The sequence below is a fragment of the Paraburkholderia phenazinium genome (assembly GCF_900141745.1).
GTDB classification, from domain to species: Bacteria; Pseudomonadota; Gammaproteobacteria; order Burkholderiales; family Burkholderiaceae; genus Paraburkholderia; species Paraburkholderia phenazinium_B.
Genome location: NZ_FSRM01000002.1, coordinates 2211042 through 2230129, shown reverse-complemented (window position 1 = coordinate 2230129; position 19088 = coordinate 2211042). Strand labels below are relative to the sequence as shown.

Below are 19088 nucleotides of genomic sequence, written 5' to 3'. Positions count from 1 at the left end.
TTATCAGGATTCGCTAATCGACTTAGCATTCACCCTTCGCGTGACATACGAATAAATTACAGACCAATGTCGAGCCGGGGTGAATTGTGAAATCAAGTGTCAGTAGTAAGCTTTTGTCCGTGGTTATCCTGCTTGTGCTTAGCATGGTGAGCTTAAGCGTGTTTTTTCTCGTCAAGCTCAACGAGTCTAACGCACGCTCGGCCGAGATGTATGAACGAGACTTCCGCGACGTATTGACGATAGGCGAAGTGGATGGCCTTCTTACCCGATCCGACATCAATATTCTGCGCATGATCGCGATTGGTGATCCTGCGTCTATTGCGATCTGGAAGCAGGAGAACAACGACCGCTTTGCCGCAGTGGACAAGGCGCTCAACGAACTAACTGCGCATGATGACGGCACTCAGGCCAGCGTAATCGCGAATTTGCAGAGTGCCTACCAGCGCATGCAGGCCGGCATGAAACACCAGGTCGAGCGAATCGAAGCTGGTGACATCAAAGGCGGAGCGGAGGTTAACCGGCTTGAAGTTAAAGAGAATGCCAATCAGGTATTCAGCATTCTGACCGCCATGAAACAGCATGTGCAATCCGCTGCTCAGGCAAAGCTCATTGACGAGCAGACGGCCGCCAGTCACCTTCGGATTTTATCTATTGTGATCGTGGCTCTTGTATCGCTGCTGGCCATGATCGTTGGTATTCGGGTTGTCCGCTCGGTAACGACGGCGCTGCAAACCGCGCTTGATGTCGCAAATCACATCGCGGCAGGAAAGCTCGGCAATGACATCGTCAATGTTTCGCTCGACGAATCCGGACAACTTCTGGATGCGCTCAAGAAAATGGACCGGCAACTCAGCGATACGGTGCGCGGAATCAAGGCAACCACTGAATCGGTCACGGTGGCATCGCGCGAAATCGCCAGCGGCAATACCGATCTCTCCGCTCGCACGGAGCAGCAGGCGAGCTCACTGGAAGAAACCGCGGCCAGCATGACGCAGTTGACCGAAACGGTGAAACAGAACGCCGACAACGCCCGCCAGGCGAATGCCTTGGCCACCCACGCTACGGACATAGCCGATGCGGGTAACGACTCGGTTCAGGCCATGGTCGGGACAATCGGGGAGATCAGCAGCAGTTCCAGCAAGATTTCCGAAATCACCGGCGTGATTGAAGGGATTGCGTTCCAGACGAATATTCTCGCGCTGAACGCTGCTGTGGAAGCAGCGCGTGCTGGCGAGCAGGGTCGAGGCTTTGCCGTCGTAGCCAGCGAGGTTCGCAGTCTGGCTCAGCGTTCGGCCGCCGCAGCCAAGGAAATCAAGGAACTGATCAGCTCTTCCGTGACGACGATCTACGAGGGTGCGCAGCAGGCAACCGAAGTCAGCGCCACCATGGGTCGGGTCAAGCAGGCGATCAAACAGGTTTCCGATATTGTCGGCGAGATCGCCGCGGCGTCCGAAGAACAAAGCCGCGGCATCGAGCAGGTGAATCAGGCCGTCAGCCAGATGGACGAAGTCACGCAACAGAACGCGGCGCTCGTCGAGCAGGCTGCCGCCGCAGCTCAATCGCTGGAAGAGCAGGCGATCAGTTTGAAGGATGCCGTGGCCGTGTTCAAGGTAGCCGATACGGGGCAATTCGCGTCACACGTCGCGACTCCGCAAAGCAAGCCTCGCCTGCCCGCTCCCAAGGCTCCCGCCGTGCGTCGTACGGAGCCACAAAAGCCGAAGGCTGCCGCCCGGGCTCCCGAGGCTGACAGGCACGCTACTGCCGTTGGGGATACCGGGAAGACCGACTGGGAAACATTCTGATCTGCAGATACATCATGTTCAGTCTCTTCAAAATACAGGGCGACGACGCAGACGTTGAGGCGGGCCTGGTTTCACCGGCGCAATCGTCGCCGGTACCGGCCCCTCAGTCCGCGATGGCGAGCGACGACACGTTGCTCGATTCACTCGCGACCCTGTCAACGCTAAACGGCGTCAGTCTGCTACAACACAGCGCACGCCTTGAAATCATCAGTGGGTTGCTGGCTTCCGTGTTGACCCGCTTGCCCCTTGCGATGCGCGAAGGTGTCGCCGAGTCGTTCCGCGGCAGGGTTGAGAAGCTGATGTCTCTCAGTGACGACCGGCCGTTGCCGGAAACATACCACTCGGCGCTGTTGACGGAGGTCAACCGGTATTTGAACGCGCTTCGGTAGGCTGGGTACGAACTCTTTCTACGGGGTCAACCCAGCCGAAGCAACAAATAACGACCGCTATCTCAATCGCAGATCCCACAACACATCAAGTACGTGTTGTGTGGAACGCTCGACATACCCCGCACGATGTGCGATGCCGAGCCGGCGCCACAACGCAGGGCGCAGAGGACGCATAACGACGCGCCTGTCGGGCAATGGAGTACTAGCCTCGTGGGGCAACAGCGCTGCGCCGTAACCCGCTGCGACCAGACTCTTGATCGCGTCGTTGTAGTTAAGCTGGATGCGCGGCGCAGGATGGTGACCGGCGCTCGCGAACCACTCCGCACTCAATCGCGAGAGACGCGTGGTGGCGTCATTAAGAATAAGCGGCTGAGCAGCGAGCCATTCCGGCGTGACGCGAGCCGGACACCGCCAATGCGCCGGCACAAAAGCCATGACAGGGTCGCGACGCCATGGCTTTATCACGAGTCCAGCCGCCGGAGGCTGAGGCAGCGCGACCAGCCCAACATCCAGTGTCCCTCCCGCCAGTCGGGTTAGCGTTTCCTGCGAAGTGAGGACCGCAACCTGAATGTCGATAGCGGGATGGTCCTGCCGCAGCACATCCAGGGCTTGCGGCAACAGATGTGCGATTGCACCGGTCGACGCACCGAGTCGCACGCGTCCTGCAAGGCCCTGCACCTGGCGTTGAACATCGTCCAATGCCTGCTCCGTATCGGCCAGCAGTCGACGCGCGCGCTCTACCAGCACCTCGCCGATCGCCGACGGCCTTACGTTTCCGCGCTTGCGTGACAGGAGCGGCGCCCCAATGCGGTCTTCGAGTTCTGCGATATGCAAGCTGACGGTCGGAGGCGCCAGGTGCAACGCGCGCGCCGCATCGGCAAACGAGCCGCGGTCGGCAATGGCAACCAAGGTGCGCAAACGGTCCAGGCTGATCTCTCGCATAGCGGCGTCCTGATTCAGAAAATCTGAATGTGTACGTTATGAAATTCAACTTTTGCTATTGTAGCCGCGCGTAGAAAATGATGGCTCACTCTACTTGTTACAGCCCAGCCACCGGAGTATTCACGCATGAGCTCTCCCCTTGTTTTCATCGACGGTGACCAAGGCACCACCGGGTTGCAGATTCACGAACGGCTGCGCGACCGGACCGACATGAGACTCTTTACGCTTCCCGCTGCGGAGCGTAAGGATCCCCGGCGCCGTGCCGAGGCCATCAATGCCTGTGACATTGCCATTCTCTGCCTGCCCGACGACGCCGCGCGCAAGGCGGTAGACGCCATCGTCAATCCCGCCGTCAGAGTTATCGACGCAAGCTCCGCCCACCGCACGCACCCGGACTGGACATACGGCTTTCCAGAAATGGCTCCGGGACAGCCGGAGCGGATCGCGAACGCACACCGGGTCACCAACCCTGGTTGCTATCCGACCGGCGCGATAGGTCTGCTGCGGCCTCTGTTGCAAGCCGGACTCATACCCGGCGGTTATCCGGTCAGCATTCATGCGGTGTCCGGCTACTCCGGACGCGGGCGAGCCGGCGTGGAGGAACATGAGGGGCCGGGCTCCGTCGACGCCCCCGCCTACCAGGTGTATGGTCTGGAACTCGCGCACAAGCACACCCCGGAAATCCAGCGGCACGCGGAGCTCACGCAGCGGCCCTTGTTCGTCCCTGCGTATGGTGCGTTTCGCCAGGGCATCGTGCTGACGGTGCCCCTGGAGCTGCGGCTGCTGGCGCCTGGCGTCGACGGCGCCGCGTTACACACATGCCTCGCGCGCCACTATGACGGCATGGCCCACGTGCGCGTCTCGCCGCAGGAGGAATCGCGCGCCGTAAAGCACCTCGATCCGCAAGTGCTAAACGGTACGAACGACATGAACTTGAGTGTGTTTCTCAACCAGGAACACGGACACGTGCTGCTATCCGCCGTTTTCGATAATCTGGGCAAAGGGGCGTCGCGTGCTGCGGTTCAGAACCTGGACCTGATGCTCACACATTCATAGAGGCCGATGGATATCGACTGCTGACGCAACTTCTCTCAGACGCTGGCCGGCTTCGGACGGCCAAGTTTTACCATTTGCCGGAACATGAAGTGCGGTGCAACGCGGCTGGCGATCTTCAATATATTGCTCACGCCTGGGCGAATTTCGAGTTTTCCAGCCTCGATACCCGCAATGGCACGCTTGGCGAGCACGCTCACATTCATGCCTTTTTCGCCCTTCATTTCCTCGGCAAACTCGCCCTGAAATAGCGGTGTTTCGGTGCCCGGAGGGGCCAATTCGACTACGGACACGCAGGTGTCCGTCAACTGCGCCCTCAGGCACTGCGTGTAGGCGTGAAGCGCGGCTTTTGACGCACTGTATATCGGAGCCGCAGGAAAAGGAATAAACGCCAAACCTGATGACACGTTCACAATCAGGCTGTCGTTCTGCTTCAAGAGCAGAGGCAGGAAAGCCTGAATCATCCACATGGGTCCTCTCAGATTTCCGTCGACTTCAGCGGTCAGATCACTCAACCGATGCTGCTGCCCCAGTTTGATATTGCGCATCGTTCCCGCGTTGTTCATCAATGTGTTCAACGCTGGAAACTGGCCAGACACGGTTTCGTACAACGACTCGACACTCGTCGGATCGCTAACGTCACTTTGAAAAGCATGGAGTCCCGGCACGGCTTGCCGCGCCGCCTCCAGCCTGTCGAGATCCCGTCCGGTGACGATCACCGTGTTACCCCGAGCGATCAATTGCCTTGCCAACTCCAGACCAATCCCGCTGGTCCCTCCCGTAATCAATATGGTTCTTCCGGTCATCTTCATCATTCACTCTCTGTTTTGTTGAGCACGAGCCTAGTTTGACCGGCATACTCTCTAAAGGGAAGAAGGCACCAGACGGTTATATACGCACCAAAAGGAGAGCGTGAAAATGAAGCGAGTCCCAGATTTCACCAAGGAACAGATCGCTGCCGCGCAGTACTACGCCACCCTGACACCGCCGATCGATCTTGATCCTCGAATTGCTTCGTTAGTCACGGATCTCATCGGCCGAGTGGCAGACAAATGGACGATGTTGATTCTCGACGTGCTTGCTGAGAAGTCACCGCTGCGGTTCAGCCGGCTTGCCGAACTGGTTGAGGGAATCAGTCAGAAAATGCTCACCCAGACCTTGCGCGCGATGGAGCGCGATGGTCTGGTGACACGCACGGTGTATCCGGTCGTGCCGCCGAAGGTCGAATACAAACTCACGGACCTCGGGATCACATTGGGCGCTGCGTTTTGCGGAGTCTGGGTCTGGGCGGCCAACAATCTGGATGCAGTAGAGAAGGCACGCGGAGATTTTGATCAACGCCCCGCGTGAGGGCTGCGCTTCGCACATGGCTCGCCTTGCTGCTGACTTTCGCGCATTCGGCGTGAGAAGTCCAACGGGGCGAGCGCTCTAATTCAGGCGGTCGTTTAGTCCGCTATCGAGCAAAGCCACGCAATGGCAATTTCGCATTGTCATTAATTTGCCTCGCTATTTAATCAGTTGAAAAAAGGCATTCCATAGACTAGAGTGGACCGTAACTTCTACCCCGCTGTGCCGCACATAAATCGCAGTCGTTCTGACGTTGATGTCGATGTTGGTGCATATGCCTCTGAATGGTTAGGATTGCTTTTCGTGATCGCCCGGCGGTGTATGCCGTGACGCTCGCTGCCCACAGTTCTCACGAATTCCGAAATAGCACTGCATTCCTGGTATTGGCTGCGTCGTTGTCAAAATGCATTCGGCACGCTGACGGCCAGGCGGCCAATCGCGATCCAGGTTACGGCTCAGGAAAGGGGTTTGCCATGCGATCCGCAATCAAGGTAGTTAGTAGTGTGTACTATGTACGCCGCGTCCTGATTGTTTTCACCACCCTGCTCGCGGTCGCCCCATTCCAGCTTGCCTCAGCCGAAAGTCTCGTCATCAAGGATCTCGGCGCGCTCCCCGGTAGCTTCAACTCCAGCAGTGCTCTTGGGATCAACGAGCGCGCCCAGGTGGTCGGCTATTCGATCACCGCGAGCGGGAGCACGCACGCTTGTCTCTTTGAAAAAGGGGTGGTGACCGACCTGGGCACGTTCCCAGGCGGTAGCATCAGTACAGCTACCGCGATCAACAATCGTGGCCAGGTGGTCGGTTCCTCGAGCACCGCACGCGGGAACGACCACGCCTTTCTATATGAACACGGCGCGATGACCGACCTGGGTACGCTCCCCGGTGGCGACTTCAGTTCAGCTGCCGCGATCAACGAGCGCGGCCAGGTGGCCGGTTCCGCGTCCAACCTGCGCGGCTATGTGCACGCGGCCCTGTTTGAAAACGGGTCAGTGACCGACCTGGGCACGCTCCCCGGTGGCACCGATAGCGGAGCTCTGGGAATCAACAATCGCGGCCAGGTGGTCGGCTATTCGTCCACCGCGGGCGGGTTCGCACACGCCTTTCTGTATGAACACGGCGTGATGACCGACCTGGGCACGCTTCAGGATAGCGGCCTCAGCCATGCTCAGGGGATCAACGATCGTGGTCAGGTGATCGGCATATCGTCTACCGCAAGCGGGGACGTGCACGGCTTTCTTTACGAACACGGGGTGATGACCGACCTGGGCACGCTTCCCGGCCGCAGCGACAGTAACGCTTTTGGGATCAACAATCGCGGCCAGGTGGTCGGCGAGTCGGATACCGGAACCAGTCCGTACTTGCCGAACGCCTTCCTGTTTGAACACGGCGCGATGACCAACCTGGGCACGCTCCCCGGCGACAACTTCAGCGAAGCTGTCGGAATCAACGAGAGCGGCCAGATCGCGGGTAACTCCACGTTGCACGCTATTCTTTGGACGCGAGAAAAATGATCGCTGCTCGCTAGTTGTTGCTGCCTGACCCTGCAAGCGCCATCGAACTCAAATCTGATAGGTCAATCGTATGTACTAGTAGCCGCCACGAGCAATGTTCTCGAGCCGTACAGATACCTTTAGTTGCAGCTCGCTGATTTCCCGCTTCAACGCCAGGGCCTCGCTACTCGACGCATCGATTGTGGATAGCCGGGCTCGCTTATCCGCGAGGGCTTTCATCATCTCGACCTCGGCTGGCACGTATCCGGAATCTTTCAAGGCCTTGAACGCCATACGATACTCTTCCGGCGTTTCTTCGTAGCCGTCCGCGTAAGCCGTGCGTTTTCCCCAATCCTTTGCTGTTTGCAGTTCGCCGCTCTCCTGACTACGACGGATGCTTTCGGCGATTTGTTCGTCAAGCGTGCGCGGGTTCGCCATGGTGTGTTTCCTTCTTTATCATCGCGGTGTTTTTAAATGCGGCCGAAAAAAATGTGTGGGCGATTGGTTGGATTTGAATCAATTGCCTTGAATCTGGACTGCGTTGGTTGAGTGCAGGCTAACAGATTGTCGTCGATCTGCTACGAAGGATCAAAGTCTGCAGATGGCTGAGCAAAGGTCAATGCGGAATGCATCATAGCGGGCCTGTGCGAAGCGGTCATCCTAAGGACAGGCAACCAGTCGGTGTGCCGCACGCCTCTCCCAGAAAGAGGCCCAAAAAAGACAAAAGACCGCTGCCCGTGAGGACAGCGGTCTTTCTTAGGATAGCTGGTGAATGACCAGGCTTGATACCGTTACTGACCAGCCGGCGACACAGTGCTCGGAGTCGCCAGCGTATTGTGACTCCCGGGCGCATTGACGAGAGACGTCGAGCTATTGCTGACGCTATTCGGCATGCTTGAGCTCGTAGACCCGGAGCCCGTACCACTGTCCGAGTTAGTCGCACCAGGGGTGCCGTATCCGCTCGTTGCAGCGGCCGGCGACACGGTGCTCGGGGTCGCCAGCGTGTTGTTCTGTGCATAGGCGCCGGCCGACAGCGTAAGTGCGGCGACCGCCGCGATTAATGTGCTGGTTGCCTTGTTCATGACCCGTTCTCCTTGATTGGACTGGAATGTCAGCGCAAACGATCCATTCGCTTTATCCACGGCGGTCGTTGTGCGCTTGTCTCGTGGCGATCCAAACAAACTCGCGCGACCATTCGCAGTGACATACGTGAAGCACACCGGAGATCGCCGCTCAGGGCTGGCACGAGACACGTTTCATTCCTGGCAACAATCTATGCCTGCGAAAGGCCTAGACTCTCAGTTTAGGAAAGTGATCGATAATGATTAAGCGCGTTGTCCGCAAGGGTGAATTTCTATTTCTGGAATTACCCCCAAATGGCCCCCGTCCCCAATATGAAACCCGCATATACGATGCTTACGTCTGCGCGACAAGCCGGAACGAGGAAACCGCGTTTTCCAGCTGACGTGCCTATGCCTCGAGCGAGCCGGCCGCTGCAGCGGCCTCTTCGACAAGCGCTGCGTTCTGCGTCGGAAGTGACGTAAAGTAATCCTTCAGCTAACTGAGACGGAGCACACCCGATGACAACAGCTGCAATTCCCATCGATCCGATCAACGGCATTCTTGAAGCCTTCAAAACGCATAACGTCGTCGCACTTTGCGACGGCGGCCACGGCTGCGAACAAGCCTATGCCTTAAGAGTCGCGCTGATACGGGACCCGCGGTTTGCTGACATCGTGAGCGATATCGTCGTTGAATGCGGCAATTCCCTTTACCAGAGGATGATGGACCGCTTCGTTGCGGGTGAAGATGTGCCGGAAAAAGAACTGCGCCAGGCTTGGCAGAACACCACGCAACCTCACGATGTGTGGGATCGCCCTGTTTTTGAGGGGTTTTTCCGCGAAGTACGCGCTGTGAATGCTTCGTTGCCAAAGGACCGGCAGATTCGCGTCCTGCTGGGAGACCCGCCGGTAGACTGGTCGAAGATCAACAATGCCGAGGAATACAAAGCCACCACCGTCATGGCTAACCGGGATAGTTGTCCCGTGGAAATTATCCAGCGTGAAGTGCTAGCCAGGCAGCGCCGCGCTTTGGTCGTCTACGGCGCGATGCACTTTTTGCGTAAGAGCCCGTACTGGCAAATGAAAGACCAAGCGAAAGCAGAGCAACGATTCAACAAGCCGGCGAATTCAATCGTTTCGTTGCTGGAAAGTCAGGGTGTCAAAGTCTATTCAGTCTGGTCCACGGTACTCATCGATCTGGCAGCGTTACATCCCGACGTCACTTCCTGGAAGGTGCCAGGTCTCGTGCCGATTCATGACACTCCGCTTGGAGCAATGAGCTTTCGCTCATATTATCCGCACATCGCGATCACGATGCACAATGGTGTCGCGGAAGAAATTTCTATTGATCCGATCCGCTCTCCTGTCATGCAGGAGCAGTTCGACGCCATTCTTTACTATGGACGACCGTCGGAGTTGACCTGGAGTCAAGTCTCTCCAGCGTTAGCCGCCGATCCAGACTACGTGAAGATGAGGTCGGACAGAATCGCGTGGGTGGGGTTGCCTTAAGTGAGCGCCAAGTGCGGACATCAGGATCCAGAGTCCGTAATCGCGCTATAAACCATCGTCCGCAACTGACGACGCACCGGGTGCGCGGACGACGGCAGGAGTTGAGTGAGGAACAGCACAATCAGGTCCTCGCGCGGATCGACCCAGAAGAACGTACTGGCCGCACCGCCCCAGAAGAAGTCACCCGCGCTGCCCGGAATCAGAGTGGCCGCGGGCGTAATAGTAGTGGCAAAGCCGAGTCCAAAACCGATCCCTTCGTAGATGGCCTCGCTGAACATCGAGCGCGACAGGCGAGGCAGATCAACACCACCCGGCAGATGATTGCTCGTCATCAGTGCCAGCGTCCTGGGGCCGAGCAGACGCACGCCATCCAGCTCGCCACCCTGGAGCAGCATGCGCGCAAAGCGCATGTAGTCGGTCGCCGTGGATACGAGGCCACCGCCGCCGGAAACAAAAGTGGGCGGCTTGAGATACGGGCTGACGTGAGGATCGTCCTGCAGCGTCGGCGCTTGCGCGGAGGCGATCTTCGAGCCGAGTGCGCCGATGGCATAGCACGCGCAGAAACGGGACACCTTTTCTTCCGGCACGTAGAAGGCCGTGTCGACCATACCCAACGGATCGAAGATCCGTTCTTTCAGAAAGACCTCGAACGGCGTTCCGCTGACCTTGCCCACGATATAACCGAGTACGTCCGTGGCAACGGAATAGTTCCACGCTTCGCCCGGCGAAAATTCGAGCGGCAACGTGGCCAGCTTCTCGATCATCTCCTCCAGCGTGCCCGCAGTCGCGAGCTCGCCGAGCTTCAGCTTGCGATAGGCCGCGTCGACATTGGTATTCTGTTGAAAGCCATACGTCAAACCGGAGGTATGGCGCAGCAGATCGACCACGAGCATCGGGCGGCCCGTCGGACGCGTCTGGAAGCTTTCCATGAAGCCCCCCGCGTGAACGCCCAGCTTATCCCATGACGGGATGTACTTGCTGACAGGATCGTCCAGAGCAATCTTGCACTCCTCGACCAGCATCATGACCGCCACCGACGTGATGGGCTTGGTCATCGAGTAGATACGGAAGATCGAATCCTCAGCCATCGGCACCTGCCGCTCGCGGTCGGCGAGGCCAAGCACCGAGTTCAACGCAAGTCCGCCACCCCGCCACACCTGGACAAGGGCACCTGCCAACTTGCCGGTGGCAATATAGTTGTCGTCGACGAAACGCTCGATCCGTTCCAGCCGTTCACACGACATCCCCTGCTTTTCCTTGTCGCCCACACCCATGCCGCCTCCTTTGTTGAATGCGTCCTTCAGGTCGACGCCCGACAAAAGGCATCTTACTCGCCATGAGCGTGATGAACTACATGCTCGCGTCGGGCGGTGGCGAATCGGTCACTTGATATCGCGCCGGTCTTGATGCGATCATGCATCGACGCAACCCATCGCCGACCCCAACTGCGCGAGTCCTCCGTATCGATGCCCTCGAATCCGCACCGCAAAACCAGCATGGCGGATGTCGCCAAGGCAGCCGGCGTCAGCGAGGCCACCGTGGATCGCGTCCTCAACGGCCGCGGCGGCGTGGCGCGCGACAAGGAAGCGCGGGTGCTGGAATGGGCGCGCAAGCTGAAACTCGACCGAGCGCTCGGCGCGGTGCCGGCGCGCTGGCTGCGCATCGCCATCCTCATGCAGCAACCCGCGGCGCCCTATTTCGTCAGCCTGAAGCGCGGCTTCGAACTCGCGCAGCAATCCTTCGAGGCGCAGCGCGCGATCTGCGCGGTCACCTACTTCGATAGTCTCGACCCCGCCTGCATCGTCGACACCATCCACCGCGCGACGCAAAAAGCAGACGCCCTGGTGATGGTCGCCTACGAGCATCCGGACATTAGCGCGGCGGTTCGCAAGCTGAGCCCGGTCATTCCTGTCGTGACGCTCGCCAGCGACCTGCCCGGCACCGGGCGCCTCGCTTACGTCGGCATCGACAATCGCGGCGCGGGCCGGGTCGCCGGCGAACTGATGGGGCGATTTCTCGGCGATGCCGGCGGCCAGGTTCTCGTCATCACAGGCATGCATGACTTTCTGGCGCACGAAGAGCGCGAAAACGGCTTTCGTTCAGTACTGCGGCGCTGGTTTCCGCGCTGCGATATCGTTGAAACAGTCGAAAGCTTCGAGCGGCCGGAGCGCACCGAACGCCTGACACGCGATACGTTCGCCCGCTATCCGGATCTGCACGGCATCTACAACATTTCGGCCGGTGACGAGGGCATCAGTGCCGCGCTGCATGCGCTCAACCGCGCGCGCTCCACGGTCCTGATCGGTCACGAACTCAATCAGGCTTCGCGCCGTCTTTTAATGGAAGGTACGCTCGATGCGGTGATCGACCAGAATCCGGTTGCCGAGGCCACGCGTGCGGTCCAACTTATTCTTCGCCACTATCATCGTGAGCCCGGGGTTGCACCGCTTCAGCAGATTCCGGTCACGGTCATCTTGCGCGAGAATCTGCCGCCTGAAGATTGAGGGCGGTTCGTGCCGCTCCATTTTCGTGTGCGCGCATACCGTGAGCACGTTGCTGCTGCACGTCGTGCCAAACGTCACGGATCCAGTCGCGTAGCATCAATGATTCTTGCCAACGGTCAGTCGTATCGTTGCCGTCGCGGCCGATGATTGCATAGGGCTTTGGCCCGAGCTCACAGGTGAACGACAAGGTGTCGTCGGCGCCGGCACGCTCGCACCATGATTCGAAGCCATAACGCCACCAGTCGAGAAACAGGTCCACCCACATCCGGTGCGGCCCGAACGACAGCTCGATCTGCACCTGCTCGCGGCTCGCCACGCGGCCGTGAAAGGCCCACGAACTATCGAGAATGCGATGCATCAGCGCATGGTTTTCGTCGGAGACCGGCCATGCGAACTCGCGTCCGACGAGGTAGTGCGAAATGTCGCCAAGCAGTTTCAGGTGCGGTCGCGCGTCGAGCAGATCCAGTGTGAAAAACAGGTCTGTTGTCATCCGATCGCGGTGCGTCTCGATGTACACCGGAAAGTCCACCTGTTCCGCAAGACGCGTCCAGCCGTCGAGCAGCGTCAGCGCTTCCCCGAGACTGCGCGGACGGACATCCGGCTGCAGGTCGATGTGATGCACACCGAATTCAGCGGCGTTTTCGAGCACGGGTTGCAGATCGTCGACGGTGCGCGGAAAACACTGGCCTTCGGCGTCGAGACCGTGCGTCTTGCGCAACGCGGCCAGTCGCTGCACATCCTCGCGGTGTGTATAGTCCGCGCTGATGCCGTCGAATCCCGCCTCGGCGATCATCTGCAGATTTGCTTCGAGCGAGCGTTCAAAGCCGTCGGTATGACGCCGTTCCATCGCCCACATCGACTGGAATACCAGCAAGCGTTGTGTCATCACGCCTCCACCGTCAGCAGCGACTTCAGTTTCGTCGAATGATCGGCGAGCACGGCGGGTTCGACGCGTGCACGGCGTGCGATCAACTCCTGTGCAACGCGCACTTCGCGGGAAATCTCACTTACCTTGCCAACGCCGCTCGCGCCCACCAGGATGCCATCTCCATCAAGAGCGAAAAATACTTTGGATGCCGAACCGGTTTCGCGCACCACGCTGGTCGTACCGAATGCAGGCATACCGGCAATCTGGATTGTCATGTCGTACTGATCCGACCAGAACCACGGCACGGCCGAATAAGTCTCACCGTATTCGAGCATGTTGCGCGCCACGACTCGCGCATGGTCTTCGGCGTTCTTCCAGCATTCCAGCCGGATGCGTCGGCGAAACAACCGGTGTGGGAACGAACATACGTCGCCGGCCGCGAAAATATAAGGATCGTTGGTCCGCAATGTGTCGTCGACAGCGATGCCATCCGCGACATCGATGCCCGCCGCCTCTGCCAAGGCGGTGCGGGGCGTTACACCAATCCCGACGACGACCGCATCGCATTCCACCGTAGTGCCGTCGGACAGTTTGAGTCCCGACACGCGCGTGCTACCCAGAACCTGATCTACTTGAACCGCGAAGCGCACCTCGACGCCCATCTGCCGATGCCTTTCAACCAGAAAGCCAGCGACGACTTCCGGCACGGCCCGCATCAACGCACGCGAGGCCGCTTCGATCACCACCACTTCACAGCCTCGCGCAATGGCTGTCGCCGCGACCTCCAGACCGATGAAACCTGCGCCGACCACGGCAATCCTCTGCCCTGGCGCAAGTTCGCCGACGATCGACAACGCATCGGGCACGGATCTCAGCACATGCACGCCGGCGAGCGCCGCCCCCGGCACCGGCAAGCGGCGCGGCTGTGCACCGGTGGCGATCAGCAGCCGCCGGTACGACACCGAGCGGCCCTCGCCCAGCACGACACGCCGTTCTACACGGTCGATGGCGGTGACCTGCGCGTCGACCCGCAAATCGATTCGGTTGTCGCGATAGAACGCATCGTCGTAAAGCGCGCACTGCGCCACCGTCTTTTGTCCCAGCAACACGCCCTTCGACAAAGGCGGGCGGTCGTAGGGCGCGAGCCCCTCGTTGCCGAGCAGCGTGATGTCGCCTTCCCAGCCGTTAGCGCGCAGCGCCTGCGCGGTACGCGCGCCGCACTGGCCCGCGCCGACGATAACCATCGCGCCACGCTCAGCGGTTTTCATGTGGCGTCCTTTGCGACATCTGTGGCGGCTGTGGCAGGCAGGCCAATCAGCACGTTATGCCCATCGACGCGGACCGGATAAGTCTGCAGCTTCACGCAGACCGGCGGGCTCAGGGGCTTACCGCTGACGATGTCGAAACGTCCCTGATGCAACGGACATTCGATCTCGCCATTTACGACGAAGCCGTCGGCCAGATGAGCCTGCTCGTGCGTGCACCAGCCGTCCGATGCATGAAAGCCCTTCGCCAGCCGATATACCGCGTAGCTCGCGCCTTCGTGATCGAAGCGCAGCACGTCCTCTTCATCGATGTCGTCGGTTGCGCACGCAACGACCCACTTCGTGTTGCCGGTATCGACTGCCACGATGCCTCCGGGATGCCAGAACTAGATTGAATACGGACTGCTACCGAAATCTGAACGGGTTTTATGCACTCGGTTGAGCAGTGAAATTCGACTGTGCGCCGGAACCCTGATCGGGCAACGTGCGCTTGATGACATGGGCCGGATCGCGCCGTTGCTTCCACAATGCCGGCACCATCTCGCGATAAGTCGCATAGAGGCTCGGATAGGCCGGTGGCAACTGCTCCTTGATCACGTCGTGCAGGCGCGGCAGTGCATGAAAAGGCACCATCGGCAACAGATGGTGCTCGAGGTGATAGTTCATGTTCAGATACAGGAAGCGGAACACCGGATTGATATACACCGTGCGGGTGTTGAGCCGATGATCCTTGACGTTGACGCCAAGCCCGGCGTGCTGCGTGAGGGCGAGCAGTTGATGCAGCCAGCCGCCGTAGAAACGCGGGGTCCAGATGAACATCAGCGGCAGGAAGCTGCGCAATGCAATTGCTAGCACGATCGTCGCCACGATCACCGCAAGATAGATCCGTGACGACCAGATCATCTTGGGTTTTTCGCTGGCAGGCAGAAACGCTTCAGTGACGGCGTCGACGCGCCCAAACGCATGGCGAACGGTCTTGCGAATTTCAGCGACGCCGCCGATCAACGCCAGGAAGTCGAGCACTATCGGCAGCACCTTGGTCGGACGCGTCACCTGAATTTCCGGGTCGCGCTCGACGAAATACGTATGCGTGTGGTGCCGTGCATGACTCCAGCGCCACCAGTAGGCTTCGCGGATCGTCATGAACGACGACAGGTGATAGAACGCATCATTGAGCCAGCGCGTCTTGAACGGCGTGCCGTGCGCGAGTTCATGCCAGCGGGCGTCGCTCGATGAATAGATCGTGCCGTACACGAAGAACGCCGGCACCGCCCACCAGGTGCCCCAGGTCAAGCCGGCGACCACCCCCGAGACAATCAGCAGCACGAGCCACAGTCCAAAATTACGTAGACCTGCTGCGTCGCTGCGTTTCATCAGATCTTTGAGGACGGCGCGCGGAATGCGCGGCTGATACCACTGCTCGCTGATGCGATCGTCGAACGTCTCGTCGGTCAGGCCGGGTTTGGACGTGCCGGGCGGGGGCGTCGATGACATGCTTGTCTCCTGTCTGCCTGCTGGCCGGAGGGCCGCTGCGGTTATGACCCAGCGGTGAACGCCGCTGGGTTGGAACAAACAGTACTTGATCGACGGCCGGTCGGCACGACGAAATTTGATGGATTTCCCTCAATGCTTTGCCTGCGGATCGGGGCTGGCGGACTGCAATCCGCGTTCGAAGCATTGTCAGGCTTTACAGCGCCAGCGCTGCTCCCGCCGAGGTTCGCTGGATGGCTTGGGGCGGCTGGCCAAATGCGCGGAGAAACGCCTGCCGCATGCGTTCCCGGTCGCCGAATCCAGTCTCGCGGGCAATGATTTCAATCGGGTGCCGTGTCGTCTCCATCATCAGCCGTGCCGCCTCCACGCGCAGACGCTCGACGGCCTTGGCGGGCGACTGGCCGGTTTCATCACGAAACACCCGGCTGAATTGACGTGGACTCAGCCGCGCGACTTCAGCCAGGGCCTCGACCGACAGGTCGCGGCCAAGATTCTCCGTTGCATAGGTAAGCGCCATCTGCACGCGGTCGGACTTTGCATCCAGCTCCAGCAGCGCTGAGAACTGTGACTGCCCGCCACCGCGCCGCTGATGCAACACGAGCTTGCGCGCGACCATGCGGGCCGTCTTCAACCCGAAATCTTTTTCGACGATCGCGAGCGCAAGGTCGACTCCGGCGCTCATGCCCGCCGACGTCCAGATTTGTCCGTCCACCACGAAGATCCGGTCTTCATCGAGCAGCACGTCGGGGTATTGCTTTTTGAAGTCCTGAGCATGAAACCAGTGCGTCGTGGCGTGCTTCCCTTCGAGCAACCCGGCCGCGGCCAGTACAAACGTCCCGGTGCAGATCGCTGCGACGCGCCGGCTCTGGCTCGGCGCGTTGTGGATGTAGTCCAGCAGGCTGGCGGGCGGGAGACGGCACTCATTGTCACCGGCAACAATGAGCGTGTCGTATGTCGAGTCCCGAAGCCGATCCGTATTGACGGAAAAGCTCTGCGACGTCATCACGGGGCCGCCCTCTTCAGATACGAGGCGGAATTGATACCCCCTCTCTCCGCGCAGGAGATTCGCGTATTCGAAGACGCTGGCAACGGCAAGCCCTAGCGCCTGGAAGTTGGGATAAACGACGAGTCCGACAGTGTGCATGATCGCCTCGCACGCAGTTGTCACAATACATTGCATATATCATAAAGCAGACATTTGTGCGAGAGATGAAGGCCAGAACGTCATGGCGTAAATCATTGCATCTATGTCATTGAGGATGCGTGATGTCACAGTCAGAATGGCCTCCAACCCCTGACATCCCGTCGGGCAAACATTCCGAAAGAGAAACGACCATGACCTCTTCTACCTCTAACACCTCTCCGAAAGGCACCGCGCTGATCACGGGTGCATCCGCCGGCATCGGCGCCGTGTACGCCGACCGCCTGGCCAGGCGCGGCTACGACCTCATCCTGGTGGCCCGCAACGCCGATCGCCTGAACGCGCTGGCCTCCCGCCTGCAGGCGGAAACTGGACGCTCGGTGAACACCATCGCCGCTGACCTCAACGACAAGGCCGGGATTTCGAAGATCGAGAACGTGCTGCGCGACGACAAGAGCATCACGATGCTGGTGAACAACGCTGGCGTCGGCTCGGTTGCGTCGATTCTCAAGGGAGACGTCGACGAGATGGAGGCGATGATCGACCTGAACATCACCGCGCTGACGCGCCTGACCTATGCCGTGGCGCCAGGGTTCGTCAGCAAGGCGTCCGGCACGATCATCAACATCAGCTCGGCAGTGGGCATCGCCGTGGAACTGCTGAACGGCGTCTACAGCGCCTCGAAGTCCTACGTCCTGAGCTTCGGTCACGCGCTGCAGCGCGACCTCGCTGATAAGGGCGTGCGCATCCAGACGGTGCTGCCGGCAGCGACCGCCACCGAGTTCTGGGACGTGGCTGGCTATTCCAGTCAGAAAGAGGCTGCCAGCACAATGACGGCTGAAGACCTGGTCGACGCGGCGCTGGCCGGCCTGGATCAGGGCGAACTCGTGACGATCCCGACACTGCAGGATGGAAACGACTGGACGCGCTGGGAAGCGGATCGCCGTGCGCTGACGCCGAAGTTCGCCAACGCCAAGGCAGCACCGCGCTACGTCGTGACGACTAACAAGGCCTAAAACGGACGACGGCGTGGGCGCGTGGTTATCGAAGATGGGGCGGGCTGTGTTCGATGATTCGTCGTCGTCACCAAAGCGCTTCGTCGGGGCAACAGCCACCGGGGCGCGTCGGGTTGACAATCCTCTGCGTCCTGGGGCACTTTAAGCTCCCACTCCTCCATGGAGCTCTACCGTGCGCCCCGTCACGACCCTGCTTCTTGTGGCGTTCCTTCTAACCACGCTGCAAACTGCGTGCGCTGCCGATGTCGGTTTTCAGGCGATCGAGATTCCCGATGGCGACGAAAAGCCGCTAGACGCCGGCGTCTGGTATCCGACCGATGCGCAGGCGTCGCCGCATCGGATCGGCGGGGCGACCCAAACAGTCGCGTTGAATGCGCCCATCGCTGGGCGGGACCTGCCGTTGATTCTCATATCGCATGGCTCTGGCGGGTGGTACGGGGGTCATTACGACACGGCGCTTGCGCTCGTACGGGCCGGATTCGTCGTCGCGGCTGTGACACACCGCGGCGACAGTTTCGACGATCACAGCCGTCCCGCGCAGCTCTGGGTTCGTCCCGAGCAACTCAAGCGGCTTACGGATTACATGGTCGCCAGTTGGCCACCACATGCGTCGATCGATGCAAGCCGGATCGGCGTGTTCGGCTTTTCCGCCGGCGGCTTGACCGCGCTCGTCGCTGCCGGCGGCGTGCCGGACCTCGGTCTGATTGGACCATACTGCGTTGAGCACCCGGACACCGACACCTGTGCCGTCGTGCGTGGCACGCCTGGACTAATGGATCGTTTCGCGACGCTGCCAGCATCGGTCTGGGTGCACGACACGCGCGTTCGTGCAGTCGTCGTCGCGGCTCCGGCTGTCGGCTTCGTCTTTGATCGGGGAGGACTCGTCGATGTTCACGTCCCCGTTCAGCTGTGGAGCGCACGGTTCGACCACGTGGAGCCCGCTCCCGACTACGCGGACATCGTGCGTGCCGCGCTGCCCACCGCGCCGGATTTTCACCTTGTGGAGAATGCTGACCACTACGATTTTTTGCCTGCGTGTAGCGCATCGGCCGCGCGCGAAATTCCGGAGATCTGCACGTCCCGATCGGGCTTTGATCGTGCGGCGTTTCACAGCGAAATGAATCGCGATGTAGTGGCGTTTTTTGAGCGGACGCTTGGGCAGTGATATGCGTTCTGGTTCGTTGGAGTGGCAGGTTTGTTCGGCACCCAC

Annotated in this window: 19 protein-coding genes; 9 read left to right on the top strand and 10 right to left on the bottom strand. The window is 59.9% G+C overall.

Translation table 11 applies throughout. The features are described 5' to 3' along the window. The first annotated feature begins 83 nt into the window (after window positions 1–83). Window positions 84–1802, top strand: coding sequence for a methyl-accepting chemotaxis protein (locus BUS06_RS37230; protein WP_143787680.1), 1719 nt, complete (start codon window positions 84–86; stop codon window positions 1800–1802). A 14-nt stretch (window positions 1803–1816) separates the two neighbouring features. Next, entirely contained in the window at window positions 1817–2191 is a 375-nt protein-coding gene (locus BUS06_RS29875; protein WP_074267955.1) for a hypothetical protein, read from the top strand. Between the two features lie 57 nt (window positions 2192–2248). Here BUS06_RS29875 and BUS06_RS29870 read toward each other — a convergent pair whose 3' ends face one another. Further along, on the bottom strand, window positions 2249–3133 hold the full coding sequence (locus BUS06_RS29870; protein WP_074267954.1) for a LysR family transcriptional regulator: 885 nt from the start codon (window positions 3131–3133) through the stop codon (window positions 2249–2251). Between the two features lie 126 nt (window positions 3134–3259). On the opposite strand from BUS06_RS29870, the gene argC reads away from it, so the two are divergent. After that, the gene (gene argC / locus BUS06_RS29865) at window positions 3260–4189 is read left to right on the top strand and encodes an N-acetyl-gamma-glutamyl-phosphate reductase (protein WP_074267953.1); all 930 of its coding nucleotides are present in this window, start codon (window positions 3260–3262) and stop codon (window positions 4187–4189) included. 35 nt (window positions 4190–4224) lie between these two features. Here the strand turns inward: argC and BUS06_RS29860 are convergent, their stop codons facing one another. Next, on the bottom strand, window positions 4225–5001 hold the full coding sequence (locus BUS06_RS29860; protein WP_254368996.1) for an SDR family oxidoreductase: 777 nt from the start codon (window positions 4999–5001) through the stop codon (window positions 4225–4227). Window positions 5002–5104: 103 nt separating this feature from the next. On the opposite strand from BUS06_RS29860, the gene BUS06_RS29855 reads away from it, so the two are divergent. Beyond that, on the top strand, window positions 5105–5536 hold the full coding sequence (locus BUS06_RS29855) for a winged helix-turn-helix transcriptional regulator (RefSeq protein ID WP_074267952.1): 432 nt from the start codon (window positions 5105–5107) through the stop codon (window positions 5534–5536). A 470-nt stretch (window positions 5537–6006) separates the two neighbouring features. Then, window positions 6007–7044: an HAF repeat-containing protein gene (locus BUS06_RS29850; RefSeq protein WP_074267951.1), complete on the top strand. Its 1038-nt coding sequence runs from the start codon at window positions 6007–6009 to the stop codon at window positions 7042–7044. A 75-nt stretch (window positions 7045–7119) separates the two neighbouring features. Here BUS06_RS29850 and BUS06_RS29845 read toward each other — a convergent pair whose 3' ends face one another. Together BUS06_RS29845 and BUS06_RS29840 are read right to left on the bottom strand one after the other, a co-directional pair. Beyond that, a complete protein-coding gene (locus BUS06_RS29845) occupies window positions 7120–7461 on the bottom strand; it encodes a DnaJ family domain-containing protein (protein WP_074267950.1) in 342 nt (113 codons plus the stop codon). A gap of 353 nt (window positions 7462–7814) precedes the next feature. Beyond that, complete coding sequence (locus BUS06_RS29840) at window positions 7815–8105, bottom strand: hypothetical protein (RefSeq protein WP_074267949.1); 291 nt, start codon at window positions 8103–8105, stop codon at window positions 7815–7817. 498 nt (window positions 8106–8603) lie between these two features. Here BUS06_RS29840 and BUS06_RS29835 point away from each other — a divergent pair, with 498 nt between their 5' ends. Beyond that, complete coding sequence (locus tag BUS06_RS29835) at window positions 8604–9593, top strand: hypothetical protein (protein ID WP_074267948.1); 990 nt, start codon at window positions 8604–8606, stop codon at window positions 9591–9593. Between the two features lie 20 nt (window positions 9594–9613). Here the strand turns inward: BUS06_RS29835 and BUS06_RS29830 are convergent, their stop codons facing one another. Beyond that, window positions 9614–10867: a serine hydrolase domain-containing protein gene (locus tag BUS06_RS29830; RefSeq protein ID WP_074269360.1), complete on the bottom strand. Its 1254-nt coding sequence runs from the start codon at window positions 10865–10867 to the stop codon at window positions 9614–9616. A gap of 222 nt (window positions 10868–11089) precedes the next feature. On the opposite strand from BUS06_RS29830, the gene BUS06_RS29825 reads away from it, so the two are divergent. Then, window positions 11090–12097 (top strand): LacI family DNA-binding transcriptional regulator, encoded by a 1008-nt coding sequence (locus BUS06_RS29825; RefSeq protein WP_254368995.1) that lies wholly within the window; start codon window positions 11090–11092, stop codon window positions 12095–12097. Here BUS06_RS29825 and BUS06_RS29820 read toward each other — a convergent pair. The 5 genes from BUS06_RS29820 to BUS06_RS29800 form a co-directional block, all read right to left on the bottom strand. Continuing rightward, a complete protein-coding gene (locus BUS06_RS29820) occupies window positions 12063–12983 on the bottom strand; it encodes a sugar phosphate isomerase/epimerase family protein (protein WP_217272840.1) in 921 nt (306 codons plus the stop codon). The genes BUS06_RS29825 and BUS06_RS29820 overlap by 35 nt on opposite strands. Further along, window positions 12983–14233 (bottom strand): NAD(P)/FAD-dependent oxidoreductase, encoded by a 1251-nt coding sequence (locus tag BUS06_RS29815; protein WP_074267946.1) that lies wholly within the window; start codon window positions 14231–14233, stop codon window positions 12983–12985. The genes BUS06_RS29820 and BUS06_RS29815 overlap by 1 nt, the downstream gene beginning before the upstream one ends. Further along, window positions 14230–14595, bottom strand: coding sequence for a non-heme iron oxygenase ferredoxin subunit (locus BUS06_RS29810; RefSeq protein WP_074267945.1), 366 nt, complete (start codon window positions 14593–14595; stop codon window positions 14230–14232). Before BUS06_RS29810 ends, BUS06_RS29815 begins: the two co-directional genes overlap by 4 nt. A gap of 61 nt (window positions 14596–14656) precedes the next feature. After that, window positions 14657–15724 (bottom strand): fatty acid desaturase family protein, encoded by a 1068-nt coding sequence (locus BUS06_RS29805; RefSeq protein ID WP_074267944.1) that lies wholly within the window; start codon window positions 15722–15724, stop codon window positions 14657–14659. A 193-nt stretch (window positions 15725–15917) separates the two neighbouring features. Beyond that, window positions 15918–16865 (bottom strand): GlxA family transcriptional regulator, encoded by a 948-nt coding sequence (locus BUS06_RS29800; RefSeq protein WP_074267943.1) that lies wholly within the window; start codon window positions 16863–16865, stop codon window positions 15918–15920. A gap of 191 nt (window positions 16866–17056) precedes the next feature. Here BUS06_RS29800 and BUS06_RS29795 point away from each other — a divergent pair, with 191 nt between their 5' ends. Both BUS06_RS29795 and BUS06_RS29790 read left to right on the top strand, forming a co-directional pair. Further along, complete coding sequence (locus BUS06_RS29795) at window positions 17057–17878, top strand: SDR family NAD(P)-dependent oxidoreductase (protein WP_074267942.1); 822 nt, start codon at window positions 17057–17059, stop codon at window positions 17876–17878. 172 nt (window positions 17879–18050) lie between these two features. Next, window positions 18051–19043: an alpha/beta hydrolase family protein gene (locus BUS06_RS29790; protein ID WP_254368994.1), complete on the top strand. Its 993-nt coding sequence runs from the start codon at window positions 18051–18053 to the stop codon at window positions 19041–19043. Window positions 19044–19088 lie beyond the last annotated feature (45 nt).

What these genes read in the sequence shown, in the direction of transcription:
- BUS06_RS29875 (WP_074267955.1), top strand. Translation starts at nt 1,817, where the DNA reads ATGTTCAGTCTCTTCAAAATACAGGGCGACGACGCAGACGTTGAGGCG.
- BUS06_RS29870 (WP_074267954.1), bottom strand. Translation starts at nt 3,133, where the DNA reads ATGCGAGAGATCAGCCTGGACCGTTTGCGCACCTTGGTTGCCATTGCC.
- argC (WP_074267953.1), top strand. Translation starts at nt 3,260, where the DNA reads ATGAGCTCTCCCCTTGTTTTCATCGACGGTGACCAAGGCACCACCGGG.
- BUS06_RS29860 (WP_254368996.1), bottom strand. Translation starts at nt 5,001, where the DNA reads ATGATGAAGATGACCGGAAGAACCATATTGATTACGGGAGGGACCAGC.
- BUS06_RS29855 (WP_074267952.1), top strand. Translation starts at nt 5,105, where the DNA reads ATGAAGCGAGTCCCAGATTTCACCAAGGAACAGATCGCTGCCGCGCAG.
- BUS06_RS29850 (WP_074267951.1), top strand. Translation starts at nt 6,007, where the DNA reads ATGCGATCCGCAATCAAGGTAGTTAGTAGTGTGTACTATGTACGCCGC.
- BUS06_RS29845 (WP_074267950.1), bottom strand. Translation starts at nt 7,461, where the DNA reads ATGGCGAACCCGCGCACGCTTGACGAACAAATCGCCGAAAGCATCCGT.
- BUS06_RS29840 (WP_074267949.1), bottom strand. Translation starts at nt 8,105, where the DNA reads ATGAACAAGGCAACCAGCACATTAATCGCGGCGGTCGCCGCACTTACG.
- BUS06_RS29835 (WP_074267948.1), top strand. Translation starts at nt 8,604, where the DNA reads ATGACAACAGCTGCAATTCCCATCGATCCGATCAACGGCATTCTTGAA.
- BUS06_RS29830 (WP_074269360.1), bottom strand. Translation starts at nt 10,867, where the DNA reads ATGGGTGTGGGCGACAAGGAAAAGCAGGGGATGTCGTGTGAACGGCTG.
- BUS06_RS29825 (WP_254368995.1), top strand. Translation starts at nt 11,090, where the DNA reads ATGGCGGATGTCGCCAAGGCAGCCGGCGTCAGCGAGGCCACCGTGGAT.
- BUS06_RS29820 (WP_217272840.1), bottom strand. Translation starts at nt 12,983, where the DNA reads ATGACACAACGCTTGCTGGTATTCCAGTCGATGTGGGCGATGGAACGG.
- BUS06_RS29815 (WP_074267946.1), bottom strand. Translation starts at nt 14,233, where the DNA reads ATGAAAACCGCTGAGCGTGGCGCGATGGTTATCGTCGGCGCGGGCCAG.
- BUS06_RS29805 (WP_074267944.1), bottom strand. Translation starts at nt 15,724, where the DNA reads ATGTCATCGACGCCCCCGCCCGGCACGTCCAAACCCGGCCTGACCGAC.
- BUS06_RS29800 (WP_074267943.1), bottom strand. Translation starts at nt 16,865, where the DNA reads ATGCACACTGTCGGACTCGTCGTTTATCCCAACTTCCAGGCGCTAGGG.
- BUS06_RS29795 (WP_074267942.1), top strand. Translation starts at nt 17,057, where the DNA reads ATGACCTCTTCTACCTCTAACACCTCTCCGAAAGGCACCGCGCTGATC.